8 protein-coding genes are annotated in these 14,908 nt (G+C 69.9%); 1 reads left to right on the forward strand and 7 read right to left on the reverse strand.

Annotated features, from left to right (window positions below):
* Window positions 1-47 precede the first annotated feature (47 nt).
* The 6 genes from QSK34_RS19200 to QSK34_RS19225 form a co-directional block, all read right to left on the reverse strand.
* Window positions 48-6,629 carry a discoidin domain-containing protein gene (locus tag QSK34_RS19200; RefSeq protein ID WP_285585600.1) on the reverse strand — a complete coding sequence of 2,194 codons (6,582 nt, stop codon included), beginning with the start codon at window positions 6,627-6,629 and terminating at the stop codon, window positions 48-50.
* The gene (locus tag QSK34_RS19205) at window positions 6,626-9,139 is read right to left on the reverse strand and encodes a glycoside hydrolase family 2 protein (protein WP_285585601.1); all 2,514 of its coding nucleotides are present in this window, start codon (window positions 9,137-9,139) and stop codon (window positions 6,626-6,628) included. The genes QSK34_RS19200 and QSK34_RS19205 overlap by 4 nt, the downstream gene beginning before the upstream one ends.
* Window positions 9,136-9,948, reverse strand: coding sequence for a carbohydrate ABC transporter permease (locus QSK34_RS19210; RefSeq protein WP_285585602.1), 813 nt, complete (start codon window positions 9,946-9,948; stop codon window positions 9,136-9,138). Before QSK34_RS19210 ends, QSK34_RS19205 begins: the two co-directional genes overlap by 4 nt.
* The gene (locus tag QSK34_RS19215; RefSeq protein ID WP_285585603.1) at window positions 9,945-10,814 is read right to left on the reverse strand and encodes a carbohydrate ABC transporter permease; all 870 of its coding nucleotides are present in this window, start codon (window positions 10,812-10,814) and stop codon (window positions 9,945-9,947) included. Before QSK34_RS19215 ends, QSK34_RS19210 begins: the two co-directional genes overlap by 4 nt.
* Before the next feature lie 65 nt (window positions 10,815-10,879).
* Complete coding sequence (locus QSK34_RS19220; RefSeq protein WP_285585604.1) at window positions 10,880-12,160, reverse strand: ABC transporter substrate-binding protein; 1,281 nt, start codon at window positions 12,158-12,160, stop codon at window positions 10,880-10,882.
* A gap of 122 nt (window positions 12,161-12,282) precedes the next feature.
* Entirely contained in the window at window positions 12,283-13,125 is an 843-nt protein-coding gene (locus QSK34_RS19225) for a LacI family DNA-binding transcriptional regulator (RefSeq protein ID WP_285585605.1), read from the reverse strand.
* Window positions 13,126-13,202: 77 nt separating this feature from the next.
* Here QSK34_RS19225 and QSK34_RS19230 point away from each other — a divergent pair, with 77 nt between their 5' ends.
* Window positions 13,203-14,405: an ROK family transcriptional regulator gene (locus QSK34_RS19230; RefSeq protein ID WP_285585606.1), complete on the forward strand. Its 1,203-nt coding sequence runs from the start codon at window positions 13,203-13,205 to the stop codon at window positions 14,403-14,405.
* Here the strand turns inward: QSK34_RS19230 and QSK34_RS19235 are convergent.
* Window positions 14,402-14,902, reverse strand: a complete 501-nt coding sequence (locus QSK34_RS19235) for a hypothetical protein (RefSeq protein ID WP_285585607.1) — start codon at window positions 14,900-14,902, stop codon at window positions 14,402-14,404. The two genes, QSK34_RS19230 and QSK34_RS19235, sit on opposite strands and share 4 nt — an antisense overlap.
* Window positions 14,903-14,908 lie beyond the last annotated feature (6 nt).

Genomic DNA, 14,908 nt, shown 5'->3' on the forward strand with positions numbered 1-14,908 from the left:
GACGGGACCCGGCATCCGGTGTGGTGGCGGCCCACCGCGCCGGACTTCTACTCAGGCCGGTTGGCCTCGATCAGGGTGGTGGCGTCGCGGAGGAAGGTCGCCTTCACGACCGGGTTGGTGACGAGCTTCGGGTCCTCGACCGCCTCGGTGAAGCGGGTCAGTTTCTTGACGATCTTCTTCTGGTCGCGTTCGCGGCCCTTGTCCTCCGAGACCATGACCTTCGAGATGTCGTCCGTCAGCTTCAGCGCGCCGGTGGCCGACAGGTCGCCGGCGGTTTTGAAGCGCACGATCAGGGCCGCGATCTCGTCGGTCGTGGTGACCGTCGTGAACGTCAGCGACTGCTCGAACCTCGCGCCCCCGCTCGTTTCGGCCGTCACGGTCAGGGTGTGCTCGCCCAGGCCGAGCCGGTAGAGCGGCTGGACCGTGCCGCTGGTCAGGGGCTGGTCGTCGAGGGTGCCGGTCACGGTCGTGACGCCGCTGCCGGTGACCACCCAGCCGATCGTGAGGTCCTGGCTGTCGCCGTACGACGCGCCGTCCTCGACGCCGGAGACGAGGATGGTGTTGCCGGTCTGCGGAATGGAGCCGTACACCTTCATCTCGTAGATCGAATAGCCCCACTGGCCCGACTTCGTGACGCCCTGCATGCGGATGAAGCGGGTGTTCGTCGCGAGGTCGACGACGTCGGTGCCGCCGTTGCCGTTCGTCTCGGTGAACACATCGGTCCACGCCTGGCCGTCGGGCGAGGTCTGGATCTTGTAGCCCTTGGCGTAGGAGTCCTCCCAGTCGATGGCCACGCGGTAGACGCGGTAGGTCTCCCCCAGGTCCACCTGGAGCCAGTTGTCCGCCGCCTCGCTGGCGCTCCAGCGGGACGAACCGTCGCCGTCGAAGGCCGCGGCGGCGGTCTGCGAGGCGTTGGAGGCCGAGGAGGCCGAGGCCGTCTTGCCGAGCGCGATGTTGGGCGCCTCCTGGCCGTAGACCTCGAACTCGTAGAGCGAGTAGCCCCACTGCGTGGCCTTCTCGACGCCCTGCATCCGGACGTACCGGCCCTGGACGTTCACCGGGATCTTCTCCGTGCCGCCGGCGCCGGTGTTCTGGGTGAACACGTCGGTCCACGCCTGGCCGTCCATGGAGACCTGGAGCCTGTAGCGCTTGGCGTAGGCCGCCTCCCAGACCAGGTCGACCTCGGTGAGGGCGTAGACGCCGCCCAGGTCGACCTGCACCCAGTTGGCCGGGTCCTCACCGGCGGCCCAGCGGGAGACCGGGTCGCCGTCGAAGGCCTTGGCAGGGGCCTGGTCGGCGTTCGACTGCGACGAGGCGGTCGCGGGCTTGTTCAGGGCCAGGTTCACCCGGCTCACGTCGCGCAGGGTCAGGTCCAGCGTCACCGGCCGGCCTGCTTTCAACGGGACGACCCGGGCGATGCCGCCCAGCGGCGAGTTCTGCACCGGGGCGCCGGTGATCTGCTCGATGCCGGCGCGCTGGATCAGGGTGAGGTTCTGGTCCACGTCCGAGGTGATGGTCACGCGGGCCTTGTGGGTGTCCAGGTCCCAGGTGAGCTCGTCGATCGTGAAGCGGCTCTTGCCCTTCAGGCCCGAGATGCTGCCCTTCTTCAGGCCCTTCGGCAGGGCCGGGAGCAGTTCCAGGGAGCCGGGGTCGCTGAGAGCCAGCATCTCCATCATGATCGTGGGCACCGAGTTGACCACGTCGGTCGCGAAGACGCCCTTGTTGTTGTAGTGGCTGGTCGCGAGGCTGCTGTAGTAGTAGTCGTCCTTCGCGAAGCGCATCAGTTTCGCGTTGACCGAGTCGGCGTTGTTGAGGTTGGCCGCGATCAGTGCGCCGTGCAGCAGGCCGTGACCGGCGTTCTCGTAGTTGCCGCCGTCCTTCTTCTGCAGGAAGACCCGGGCCGCGTCGTACAGGGCCTTGCTCTTCTCCGGGGTGACCTCGCCGTACGGCCAGACCGGCATCAGGCCGCTGGAGTGGCGGTGCTGGTAGGCGTTCTTGTTCGCGAGGTCGGGCCAGGCCCATTCGGCCAGCGCGCCGTCGTCGTTGATCAGGTAGGGCGGGAGGTTGTCGAGCTTCTCCTGCCAGACCGGGATCTTGTCGGCGTCCCTGCCCAGCGTCCTGCTGGTGGCGATCAGGGTCTCCAGCGCGAACCTCGCGCCGGCGATGTCGTACACGGAGTTGACCGAGAGAGGCACCCCGCCCGCCGCACGGTTCTCGGGCGAGATCGACCCGGCGAAGACGTACTTGCCGTTCTGGTCCTTGGAGACCAGGAAGTCCTCGTAGAAGTCGCCCATGTCGCGGATCAGCGGGTAGTACTGCTGCTCCAGGAACGTGCGGTCGCCGCTGATCTGGTAGTACTCCCAGAACGGGTAGAGCAGCCACGACTCGCCGCCCGTGACGTACTGGTACGGGTAGTCGAAGTTGATGTTGGAGATCAGGCCCTCGCCGTTGGGCGTGTTGCCGCCGGTCAGCATCCCCCGGGTGCCGAGCAGTTTCTGGGCGTTGGTGCGGAAGTCCTTCTGCCAGGCCTTGTTGATCGCCCAGTAGCCCCGCATGACCTCGGGCAGGTTCCCGATGTTGCCGCCGGAGATCTGCAGGTTGAGGTTGGCGTCGAGGTGGTAGTAGCCGTCCCAGCCCACGTTGCTGTCGCCGGTCCAGTTGCCGAGCAGGTCGGGCGGCGCGGTCGCGCTGCTCGACCCGATCAGGTGGTAGCGGCCCGAGTTGAACATGCGCTCGAACAGGGCGAGGTTCGGGGTCGTGGACGTCTTCTGCTCGGCGAGCAGGTCCTCGTTCGACTTCGAGCGGTCGGCGGCCGAGGCGCCGAAGTCGACGGCCACGCGGTCGAACATCTCGCTGTGCTTGGCGACGTGCCGGTCCCGCAGGACCGTGTAGTCGCCCGGCAGCGCGGCCAGCCTGGCCTGGAGGAGGTTCTTGTTCCAGTCCTGCTCGGCCGGGACCCCGCCCTCGTAGGTGCCGTCATAGCGCTGGGTCAGGGTCAGCAGCAGGACATAAGTGGCCCCGGTGACCTGCACCTCGTTGCCGACCTTGGACCGGACGCCGTCGGTGACGATCCGGGTCACGCCCTCGTACCCGGCGTCGTAGCTGCCGTTCGGGTACTTGACCCGCAGGTTCAGGTAGTCGACGGACGAGTTGTCCGTCGCCACCAGACCCTTGTTGAGCAGGTTCATCCCGGGGTCGATCGACAGGCCGAGCCGGACGTCGAGCTTCTGGCCCGCCGGCGCGGGGAGGTACTGCACGGCCACGTGGTCGGTCTGCGACACGAACGCGTCGCGCCGCCAGTCGCCCTTGTCGTCGGTCCAGTTCACCGACACGACGCCGGCCGAGTAGTCGGTCGAGCGGGCGTAGTTGACGACGTCGCCGGTCCCGGCGACGTGCATGGTCATCTTGAAGCCGGGGTGCTTGGAGCCCTCGCCGCCGCCCTGGTAACCCTGGACGTCGGCCGCGAGCTGGTTGGCCTGCTGGTACTGGCCGCCGATCAGCAGGTCGCGGATCCGCTGGAGGTTGCCCTGGCTGACGGTGTTGAAGGTGCGGTGCGGCCGGGCCTCGGTCCGGGCCATGAAGAAGTCGCGGTCGGTGAAGACCGTCGTCTCGTCGCGCGGGTCGCCGAAGACGATCAGGCCCTGCTTGCCGTCACCGGCGAGCAGCCCCTCCTCCCAGTCGGCGTAGGCACGCGGGTAGGTCGTGGAGATGGCCCGCGTCGCGGGGTTGCCCGGGGTGGTGAAGGTCCGGGTGAGCCCGGCGCCGTCGACGGAGCCGACCGGGACGATCTTGACCGTGTAGGTCTGGCCCGCCGAGAGGCCGGACAGGACGTAGGTGCGCGCGTCGGCGCCCAGCGTCGCCTTCAGCGCCGCCCCAAGGTAGACCTTGTAGCCGGTCACGTTGCCGGACGCGGCGGGCCAGGTGGCACTGCCCGCTGTGCCGGTCAGGTTGGAGATCGACAGTTGCGCCGAGGGCGGCCAGGCCGGGCCCGTGTCGGCGGGCTTCGCCTTTCCGTACACCTCGAACTCGTAGAGCGACAGGCCCCACTGGGTGGCGGCCTTGACGCCCTGGACCCGGAAGTAGCGGCCCTCGACGGGCTGGGCGAAGGTGATCTCGTCGGTGCCGCCGTCACCGGTCTGAGCCGACACGTCGGTCCACTGCGTGCCGTTCGCGGAGGTCTGGATCTTGTACTGGGACGCGTAGGCCGCCTCCCATTTCAGCAGCACCCGATCGACGATTTGCGCCTTGCCCGTGTCGACCTGGAGCCACTGCGTGTCGCCGCCGTCGGAGCCCCACCGGGTGGCGTCGTTGCCGTCGAAGGCGCGGAACGCCGACCGGTCGTTCTGCGGCTGACTGTTCACCGGCCCGCTGCCGTCGTTCGACTGCGAGGAGGCCGTGTAGGCCGACGGCGCCAGGTTCAGCACGATGTTGACCGGGACCTCCGGCTGCACAGGGGTGCCGTAGATCTCGAACTCGTAGATCGAATAGCCGTACTGGGTCTGTGGCAGGACGCCCTGCATGCGCACGTAGCGCGCCTGCTTGCGGACCTGGATCGTCTCCACGCCGCCGGCCCCGGTGGTGGTGGAGAACGCGTCGGTCCACTGGTCTCCGGTGTTGGAGATCTGGAGCTTGTACGACCTCCCGTAGGCCGCCTCCCACTGGAGCACGACGCGCGAGACGTCGTAGACGTCGCCGAGGTCGACCTGCACCCACGCGTTCGGGTCGTTGCTGTGGTCGCTCGACCAGCGCGAGGAGCCGTTGCCGTCGATGGCGTTCTTCGCGACGTACGTGCCGTCCTCGTAGGAGGCGGTCGCCTTCGCGTCGGCGCTGCGCGACAGGTTCGTCGGCACGTCGACCGGCGGCGCGGGCGGCTCCGGCACGGTCTGGCCCGCCGGGGGCCACAACGTGAAGGAGTTGGCGCCCTGCTTGGCCTCGGCGAACGGTCCGGCGACCCCGCTGAACGGCTTGCCGAAGAAGTCGGTGGTGACGTCGGCGGCGATCGACTCGTTCGCGAGCGGGATGGTCCCGACGCGGGCGCGGGTCGCCGGGGTGGCCCCGGTGCCGCCGGTCAGCGTGAAGTCGAGCTTGACGTCTTTGTTGGTGGCCGCGACCTGCACGTTCGAGAGTGCGCCGGTGGCGTTGCCCTCCTTGACGTGGGTCTTGTCGGTCGCATCGGACGGCAGCGTCATGCCCTGGACCAGGTTGTTGAACCAGAAGAACTTCTGGACCGGGTTGGGCGCGCTGGTCTCGTTCATCGTGCCGGGCTGGAAGTAGTAGTTGTCCCGGCCGCCGCCGTCGACCGCGAAGCGCCCGCTGTCGAGGAAGAGGTTGTTGGCGTAGACGACGCCGGTGGCGTCGAGCATGCGGATGTCGTTGTCGCCGACGAACACGTTGTTGTCGACGAGGATCGGGCCGTGCACGGCCTCGGCGTAGTAGCCCCACGGCGTGTTCATCACGATGTTGCCGGTGACGCGGACGTTCTGGTTGCCCCAGTCGGTCCAGATGCCGGCCGAGTTGCCGCCCTTGGAGTTCCGGACGTAGTTCCCCTTGATCAGGCCCTCGTTCATGTAGTGGACCTTGATCGGGGCCGTCTCGGCGCCGCTGAACTCGCCTCGGTAGTTGGTGTCCTCGATCAGGTTGTAGAGCAGCTCGGAGTTCCACGAGAACACGCCCGCGATGCCCGACTGTCCGGCCTTGCCGATGTAGTTGTTGCGGACGATGTGCGAGCCGTACTTGGCGACGTCGCGGAAGTGGGTCCGGGTCGTGCCGGGCCGGTTGCCCGCCCACTCGTCGCAGCCGAGGCCGATGTCGATGGCGATGGTGCGGGCGTTGATCACCTTGTTCTGCTCGATGATCCAGCGCAGGCCGCCGTTGACGCTGATCGCGCCGGCCTGGCGGCGTTCGGGGCTGCTCGGGAAGTCGGAGTAGGTGCCGGCCGCGTGCTTGACCGTGAAGCCGTGGACGGTGATGTAGCCCAGGCCCCACGCCTCCGGCGCGAAGATCTGGCGGCGCACGTTGATCTCGGCGAGCTTGGCGTTCGGGTCGGCGCCGTCGAAGTTGGCGTAGATCGTGGTGGTGCCGCCCCCGGCCTCGGCGAACCAGGTGTTCGCCGCCGCCGTGACCGCGCTCAGCGACGGCTTCTGGTAGTAGGCCTGCTCGTTCAGGTAGACGTCACCGGCGCTGTACCCGGGGAACGAGCCGCCCTCGCCGCCCTGCCACTGCTTGGCGGTGTAGGGGTTGAAGGAGCCGAAGTAGGAGTCGGGGAGGGTGACCTTCCAGACGTCGCCGCCGTGCGGCGTCCAGGTGTCGATCTCCTCGGAGCCCTTGATCGTCACCTCGCCGTCACCGGCGCTGGTGTACGTGATGCGGGTGTCCTCGCCCGTGCCGCCGCGGACCGGGCGCACCCATTCGCGGTAGAGGCCGGCGTGCACGACGACGGTGTCGCCGGGTTGCGCCTCCTGGGCGGCCTTGTTGATGGTGAGGTAGGGCGCCTGGGCGGTGCCCGCGTTGGTGTCGTCGCCGGTCTTCGCCACGTGCAGCTGGCGCCCGGCGGCCGCGTGCGACGGCGTGAGCGTCGTCGCGACCAGGACGGCGCTTATCAGGCCGCCGAGTATGGCCTTGAGTCTCATCGGATTCCTTTGCGATGCGGCCCGGTGACCTCTCCGAAGGACCGGACCGCTGCGTCGAGCAGGGGGTGGGGGAGGACGGCATGGCCGATCACATGACCGTCTCGGCGGGTGACTCTGAAGGTGTGGCTCTCGCCGGGCAGCAGCGTGACGAGAGCGGTGTCCACCGAGAGCGCGTGCGGTTCGAGGCCGAGTTCGCCGGCGAGCCGGTCGGCGGCCACGCACACGTCGCGCAGGGTGGTCACGGCGGTGACCGTGAGGTGCAGTTCGCCGTCGGCGACGGTGACGCCGACGGTGCGGTCCGGCCGCGGAGCGGTCAGCTCGCGGTCGGGCTTGAAGGTCCAGGTGGTGCGCGTCCCGTCGGCCTCGACGACGAGCATCTCGGCGGCGGGGTCGTCGGGGGTCAGGTCGATCGCGCGTTTCACCAGGTCACCGGCCGGACAGGCCAGCCGGAGTTCCGTCGCGGCGAGCTCCCGTCCGTCGAGGGAGACCCGCCGCACGACCACGTCGGTCTCCCAGCCGGTCGCCGTGTCGTTGACCAGCACGACCTCCAGGCCGGCGTCGCCGCTGGGGTCGTGGGTCGGGCCGGGACGCACCGGCTGCACGGTCACCAGCCTCGGGGCGAAGGCGTGGCGGAGGGCGTACCAGAGCGGCTTCTCGATGCCCGCGCTGTCGACGGCCGACCAGCTGATCACCGGCCAGCAGTCGTTGAGCTGCCAGACCACCGCGCCCGCGCAGCGTTCCCGCGACCGCAACCACTCGACCCCGGCCGCGACCGCGCGGGCCTGCACGACCTGGGTGGCGAAGTGCCAGTCGGCGTCGCTGCGCGGGGCCGGCACGTGCGGCTGGAGGCCGCGGGTCAGCTTGTGCATGCCGTCGATGGCGCGCAGGTGGTGCCTGGTCAGGGGCGAGCCGGGGCCGGGCTGCTCCCCCGGCACGGCGCGCTGCAGCGTGGTCCACGCGGGCGGGCCGCACCAGCCCATCTCCGACACGAACGACGGGTCGTGATAGCGATAGCAGGCATAGTCGCGCTCGTTCCAGGCGTCCCAGAGATGGCTGACGCCGTGGGTGTCGGCGGCGGGGTCGCGGTCGATCGTGCCCGACCAGGGCGAGTTCGCCAGGTAGGGCCGGGTCGGGTCGAGCCGTTCGAGCACCTTCGGCAGCAGGTCGAGGTAGTAGCGCGCGCCCCAGCCCCGGACGCCGACCTGGTCGGCCCAGCCCCAGTGGTGCCAGCCGAGCACGGTCTCGTTGCCGCCGCACCAGATCACGAGGCTGGGATGCGCGGCCATCCGGGCCACGGCCTGCTCGGCCTCGGCGGTGACCAGCTCGACCATCTCGTCGTCCTCGCAGTACGCGGCGCACGCGAAGAGGAAGTCGTGCCACACCAGGACGCCCCGCTCGTCACACGCGTCGAGGAACTCTTCGGTGACGAAGTGACCCCCGCCCCAGACGCGCAGCAGGTTCGCGTTTCCGGCGACGGCCTGGTCGATGCGCTCGGCGGTGCGCTCGGGCGTGGCCCGGCTCGCGAAGGTGTCGTCGGGGATCCAGTTGTAGCCCCGGATCTTCACCTTCCGGCCGTTCACGACCAGCGCCCACCGGGTGCCGAGCTCGTCGGGGCTCTCGTCGATCTCCACGCTGCGCAGCCCGAGGCGGGTGGTGACGGCGTCGAACTCCCCCAGCGTCACGTCGAGGCGGTAGAGCGGCTGGGCGCCCAGCCCGACCGGCCACCACAGTCGCGGGTCGTCGACCTCGACGAGCAGCCGGGCCTCGTCGCCCTCGACGAAGCCGATCGCCGGCCGCACCCGCCCGGACGGATCGGTCAGTTCGGCCCGGACCTCGGCGCCCTCGGGCGCGTCGACCCGCACCCGCACGTCGACCAGGGCCTTTCCGCCCGCCAGCGTCACCAAGGGCCGGACGTGGTCGATCCGGGCCGTGTACGTCTCCAGCCGGATGTCCCGCCAGATCCCGGCCGTCACGAAGTGGGGCCCCCAGTCCCAGCCGAAGTTCGCGGCGGCCTTGCGGACGTGGGCGTAGGGCTCGTCGTAGGGGCTGGGCAGCGGGCCGTGCTCGTGTTCGTGCGCGAGCGCCGCCTCCCAGGCGGAGGCGAACCGGATCTCGACCGTGTTCTCGCCGTCGACGAGCACGTCGTCGACCCGCCAGCGGTAGGCGAGATGCTGGTCGCGGGCGCTGCCGACCTTCCGGCCGTTCACGTAGACGTCGGCGATGGTGTCGAGGCCGTCGGCCACCAGGTCGGTCCGGCCGCCCTTCACATGACGGAAGGTGCGCCGGTAGGTCCACTGCGAGTGGCCGACCCAGTGCTGGGCCAGCTCGTTGAGGCCCACGTCGGGGTCGTCGAGCAACCCGGCGGCCATCAGGGCGGTGTGCACCTCGCCCGGCACCGTGGCCGGGATCGTGATCGAGCGTTCGGGCCCCGGGCCGCCGGCCCAGGTCAGCTCCCACACGCCGCCGAGGTCACGGCGCGTGGCGGTCGACGTTTCGGTTGTCTGAGTCATCCCTTGACCGCCCCCGCGGTGAGTGCTTCCTGCATACGACGGTTGAGCAGCGCGTACGCGACGTACACCGGCAACACGGTGAGCACGGTGCCCGCGGCGAGCACGCCGAGGTCGGTCGCGTCGGAGAGCAGAGTCGGCAGAGCGACCTGCACGGTACGGACGTCCGGCGCGGTGCCGGTGATCGTCAGGGCGAACAGGTACTCGTTCCAGAAGGTGAGGAGCTGGAGGATGGCCACGCTGACCACCCCGGGCATCGCGATCGGCACGTAGACCCTGGTCAGCAGCACCCAGTGCCCGGCGCCCTCCATCGCGGCCGACTCCGCCAGGGCGGGCGGCACGGTCAGCATGAACTGCGTCAGCAGCAGCACCGACAGGGGCAACGCGCTGGCCGGGAGGAACACCATCTGGAACTCGCGGGTGCCGTACAGGCCCAGTTCGATGGCCAGCACCACGGTCGGGATCAGCGCCGCGAACGGCGGGATCAGGAACCCGGCCGAGAAGGCGCCGGTGACGATGCGGGCGAGCCGGTTGCCGGTCCGGGCCAGCGCGTAGGCGGCGGGCACCGCCAGGCCCAGCGTCAGCACGATCGCCACACCCGACACCAGCACCGAGTTGAGCAGCGCCGGGCCGAGCCGCGCGGTCTCCCACGCCTCTTCCAGGTTCTGCCACAGCCACTGGGACGGCAGCGCGAAGGGCTCGGTGAAGATCTCGATGTTGGTCTTGAACGCGCTGACCAGGAGGTAGTAGAGCGGCGCCGCCAGCATCAGCGCGTAGAGCCACGACAGGACGGTCGCGAAGCGCGGCTTCACCGGCTCTCCTCCTTCGTCCGGAACAGGGCTCTGATCAGGACCATCCCGGCGATGCCGACCAGCAGCAGCACCACGCCCACGACCTGGCTGTAGCCGAGGTCGCGCTGCGAGAAGGCCTTGGCGTAGACGAGGTAGGACAACGTCGTCGAGGAGGTGCCCGGCCCGCCCTTGGTGAGCAGCAGGATCAGCGCGGCCGACGTGAACAGCGTCCAGAGGAACTGGAGCATGGTCAGCGTGCGGACGTAGTCCTTGACCATCGGGAACGCGACCCGCCACATGGTGCGGAACCGGCCCGCGCCGTCGATCTGCGCGGCCTCCAGCACCTCGCCGTCCAAGCTGGCGAGCCGGGACGCGAACAGCACGGCCGTCCACCCGACGCCCCGCCACAGGTCGACGGCGATGAGGGCCGGCAGCGCGGTGGCCGGGTCGGCCAGCCACGCGGTGGCCAGCGAGTCGAGCCCGACCGCGCCGAGCAGGCCGTTGACGCCGCCGTTCGGCGAGAGCACGCCGTAGAAGATCATGCCGGTGGTGGAGATCGAGATGAGGCCGGGCGAGAAGTAGAGCACCGACAGCACACGATGGCCGCGCGGCCGGGTGTTCAGGTGGTAGCCGAGCATGAAGGCCAGCGGGATCATCACCGGGACGGCGACGGCGACCTGGATCAGGCTGTTGCGGACGGCGGCGTGGAAGACCGGGTCGGCGAACACCTTGGTGACGTTGCCGAGGCCGATGTACGTGGGCTCGTACAGCAGCCCCTTCCACTTCAGCGTGGCGATGACGAACATCGCGACGAGCGGGCCGACGGAGAAGACGGCGAACCAGAGGAGAGACGGGACGGTCAGCCAGAGCAGGCGGGACCTGGGCATGGGATTCCTCGAAGCGGGGTGGGGCCGCCGCGGCGCACGGCGGCCCCTACTCGGCGGGTGACTACTCAGCCCTGCGTGGCACTGTCGAGGCCCGCGCAGATCTCCTGCGGCGTGGCCTCGCCATAGGCTCCGGCCAGGACGGTCGTGATCGGGTCGGAGGCCGACCCGATCCAGACGTCCGGCAGGACCGCGTAGTCGACGGTCCCGTCGAGGTCGAGTGACGCCTTCAGCAGCGGGTCGGTCGCGTAGGAGGCGAAGTCCCCGGTGGTGGGCGGCAGGATGCTGCTGTCCTTCACGAAGTCGCCCACGGTGGCGTCGTCGTAGAAGCGGGTGACGAGCTGCTTGACCAGGTCGATCTTCTCGGGCGAGGCGCCCTGCTTGGTGATCATGAAGCCGACGCCGGTGAAGCCCTGGTAGGCGGTCGGCTTGGTGAAGGTCGCGCCGCTCGGCACGGGGAACCCGCCGAGGGTGGTGCGGGTCTCGATGCCGGTGCCGGCCGCCTTCGACTCCGTGTACGCCCACGACCCGGCAGACATGATCGCGGCCTTGCCGGAGTAGAACGACGCGTACATGTCGTCGGCCGACAGGCCCGCGACGTTGTCGACGAAGACCTCGTTGTCACGCAGGTCGGTGAACAACTCGATGCCCTTCAGCACCGTGGGCGTCGCGCAGTAGCCGCCCTCCCGCATCACCTTCTGCATCGTCGCCGCGTCGGTGAACGACTGGGCGATCTGGTAGAAGAGCTTCTGGCCGGTCCAGTCGTTGCCGCCGACGGTGACCGGGCCGATGCCGGCCGCACGCAGCTTCTTGGCGGCGTCCTTCAGCTCGTCGGTGGTCTTCGGCGGCGCGGCGACCCCGGCCTTGGTGAGCAGTTCGGTGTTGTACCAGAGCGGCCAGCTGAACCCCGAGTAGGGCAGGCCCTGGATCCCCCCGGCCGCCTTCCACTCGTCCAGCGCCTCGGGCTTGATCTTCCCTTCGAGGCCCCAGTCCTTGACGTACTGGTCGACCGGGACGGTCACCCCGGCGTCGAGCCAGCCGACGGTCTTGTCGAAGAGGTTCACGATCACCAGGTCGGGCGACTTGCCGGCCGCGACGGCGGTCTCGACCTGGTCGTCGATGGCCTCCAGGCCCTCGGTCAGGTTGATCGTGATGCCGGTCTCGGCGGTGAACCTGTCGAAGAGGCGCTTCTGGGCCGCGGCGGCCGAGTTGCCGGCCGTCCAGCGGGTGACGACGTCGATGGAGCCGCCACTCGTGGCGCCGGGGGCGGCCGAGGGCTCCTCGGCGGAGGTGCCGCAGGAGGCGAGGGCGAGAACGAGAGCTCCGGCCGCGAAGGCAAAGCGACGCATGGGGCTTCCTTTGCTGATGTCCCCGGAGTTACTCAGGGGTTGCGAAGACATTGCTGGGGTGTGCTGAACCACAGCAAACAGGACAGGAAGCCCCTGCGTCAATAAGAAAGATTAGTAATCTATTAAATGCTCGACCCCCGAGTGACGAGGGCCGCGGGCACCGCCCTGATCACCGTCGCCGGGGCCCCCGACAGGATCTCCCGCAGGGCCTCCCCCACCAGTTCGCCGAGGGCCTGCACGTCGTGGCTGACCGCGCTGAGCGGAGGTTCGGCGAGCTGGCAGAGCGCGGAGTCGTCCCAGGCGACGAGCGACAGATCGGCCGGCACGTCGAGGTCACGTCTCCCCGCCTCCTGGAGCGCGCCCAGCGCCATCACGTCGTTGTCGAAGACCAGCGCCGTCGGCCGGTCGTCCATCTGGGCCAGCGCCGCGACGGCCCGCACCCCGGCCGCCTCGGAGTAGTCGCCGTCGAACGTGGTCGTGCGGACGCCGTGCCCGGCCGCGACCTCGTCGAACGTGCGGCGGCGGATGATCGTGTGGGCCATCTCGGCCGGGCCCGCGACGTGACCGAGATGCCGGTGCCCCTTCTCGACCAGCTTCGCGACGACCTCGCGCATGGCGACCTCGTCCTGCGTCCACACCGTCGGCAGTCCCCGCGCGGTCTCCGGGTCGCCGATCACGATCGCCGGCATGCCCAGCTCGCCGACCAGCGCCACCCGCTCGTCGCCCGGCAGCAGGTCGATCAGGATGACCCCCTGCACCTGACCCTCGGCCGCCCACCCCCGCATCCGCTCGGACGCCTGCCCCACCGTGGCCACCACCTGCAGCAACACCGGCACGCCGAGCGGCACCAGCACCCGCTCCACGCCCGCGATGAACTCGTGGAAGAACGGCTCGGCCCCGAGGACCTCGGCGTCCCGCACCAGGGCCAGCCCCACCGGCGTGCCCGCCCGCGGACCAGGGATCATCGGTGTCCTCCTCGTGAACTAACCTCGTGCGCAGATGCCGCCGCGTCCGGCGGCAAGGATAGAGAGGCGGTCAGGCCTTGGCCAGGCGAGAGTCCGCGGCGGCGGGACCCGGGAGCCGCGCGCTCGTCGTCGACCTCATCAGGTCGTCGGGCCCGATCAGCCGGGTCGAACTCGTCAAGGCGACCGGCCTGACCCAGCCGACGATCTCCAACATCGTCCGCCGCCTGCTCGACGACGGGGTGGTGCGGGAGACCGGTGACACCGTGGCGACCGGCGGCAAACCCCGCACCATGCTGGTGATCAACTCGCGCTCAGCATACGGCGTCGGCATCCGCGTCGGCGCCGACGCGTTGACGTGCGTGGTGACCGACACCCGCGGCGGCACCATCGGCCGCGAACTCGTCGCGGTCTCCGACGACCTGGTCTCCCAGCTCGTCGCGCTCTACCGCCACGTCACCGCCGGGCTGGGCCTCGCCCCGCAGAGCGTGGCCGGGCTGGCCGTCGTCGCCCCCGGCCCGGTCGACGTGGCGCGTGGCCGCTTCCTGGCCGTGCCCGGCCTCGAACAGCTCGACCTGCGGCACGAACTGTCGGCCCTCGGTGTCCCGGTGCTGGTCGACAGCGACGCCGCCGCCGCCTCGGTCGGCGAGTTCTGGGGACGCCAGGTCTCCCGCGACCGCACCTTCGGCTGCCTCTACATGAACTCGGGCATCGGCTCGGGCGTCGTCCTCGACGGAGCGCTCCAGCGCGGCGCGAGCTCCAACGCGGGCGAGATCGGCCACGTGTCGGTGGTGCGCGACGGCGCCCCCTGCCGGTGCGGCAACCGCGGCTGCCTGGAGCTCTACGCCGCTCCCGCGGCCCTGGTCGCCCGCGCCCGCTCCCTCCCCGGCCTGCCCGACCGCCTGGGCATCCGCCCCGACGACCCCTACCCGCGCGCCTTCGACGTGCTCGCCCGCGCCGCCGTCTACGGCGACGACCAGGCCCGCGCCCTGATCGCCGAGTCGGCGTCCCTGCTCGCCGACGGCGCGCTGACCCTGGCCAACCTGTGGGACCTCGACACGCTGGTGCTGGCCGGGCCGGGCTTCGCCGTCGCCGGTTCGTTGTACGTGACCGAGATCCGCCGCCGGCTCGGCGAGAGCGCCTTCTCCCGGCAGGTCCATCCCGTCCAGGTCGACCTGTCGAGCAATCCGCGCGACGCGGCGGCCATCGGCGGCGCGGCCTTGGTGCTGCAGGGGTCCGTCGCGCCCGGGCACGGACCGCAGGTGGCGGCGCCCCGGAGCTAGACCTGGCTGACCAGGTGCTTGTAGTAGCGGCTGGTGGCCTTGACCACCTTCGGCTCGGCCGGTTCCGAGGGCCAGATCTGCAGGTGGTGGTCGCCTTCCATGCAGCTCTCCCAGTCGGCGCCGCGGACGTGGTAGCGCAACCGGTAGTTGCCGGGACCGGCCGGCAGCGGCGGCAGAGCGGGCGCCCTCTCCTCCATCCAGTCGTAGGAGAACCCGGCCATCACCAGCCGCCCCGACGGGGAGAAGTAGTCGATCTCGGTGATGTCCTCATAGTCCTCGATGCCGGGGTCGCGATCGGCGACGGTCACGGTGAACGGGATGTCGTCTCCCCACTGGGTGTTGATCATCAGGTCGACGACGCCTTCCCGGATCTCGACGTCGCCGAACCGGCGTGCCGGGTTGGGGCTCTCCCCGCCGTCCTGTTCCAGCAGGTGGACGATGGCGCAGTCTTCGACGTAAAGCTCCAGCTGGACGGTCTGGATTCCTTCTTCGATCATGGTCGC

Source organism: Herbidospora sp. NBRC 101105 (genome assembly GCF_030269205.1).
In the GTDB taxonomy this organism is placed as follows: domain Bacteria; phylum Actinomycetota; class Actinomycetes; order Streptosporangiales; family Streptosporangiaceae; genus Herbidospora; species Herbidospora solisilvae.

Coding starts and splice junctions, on each gene's coding strand:
- QSK34_RS19200 (WP_285585600.1), bottom strand. CDS start 6,629: ATGAGACTCAAGGCCATACTCGGCGGCCTGATAAGCGCCGTCCTGGTC.
- QSK34_RS19205 (WP_285585601.1), bottom strand. CDS start 9,139: ATGACTCAGACAACCGAAACGTCGACCGCCACGCGCCGTGACCTCGGC.
- QSK34_RS19215 (WP_285585603.1), bottom strand. CDS start 10,814: ATGCCCAGGTCCCGCCTGCTCTGGCTGACCGTCCCGTCTCTCCTCTGG.
- QSK34_RS19220 (WP_285585604.1), bottom strand. CDS start 12,160: ATGCGTCGCTTTGCCTTCGCGGCCGGAGCTCTCGTTCTCGCCCTCGCC.
- QSK34_RS19225 (WP_285585605.1), bottom strand. CDS start 13,125: ATGATCCCTGGTCCGCGGGCGGGCACGCCGGTGGGGCTGGCCCTGGTG.
- QSK34_RS19235 (WP_285585607.1), bottom strand. CDS start 14,902: ATGATCGAAGAAGGAATCCAGACCGTCCAGCTGGAGCTTTACGTCGAA.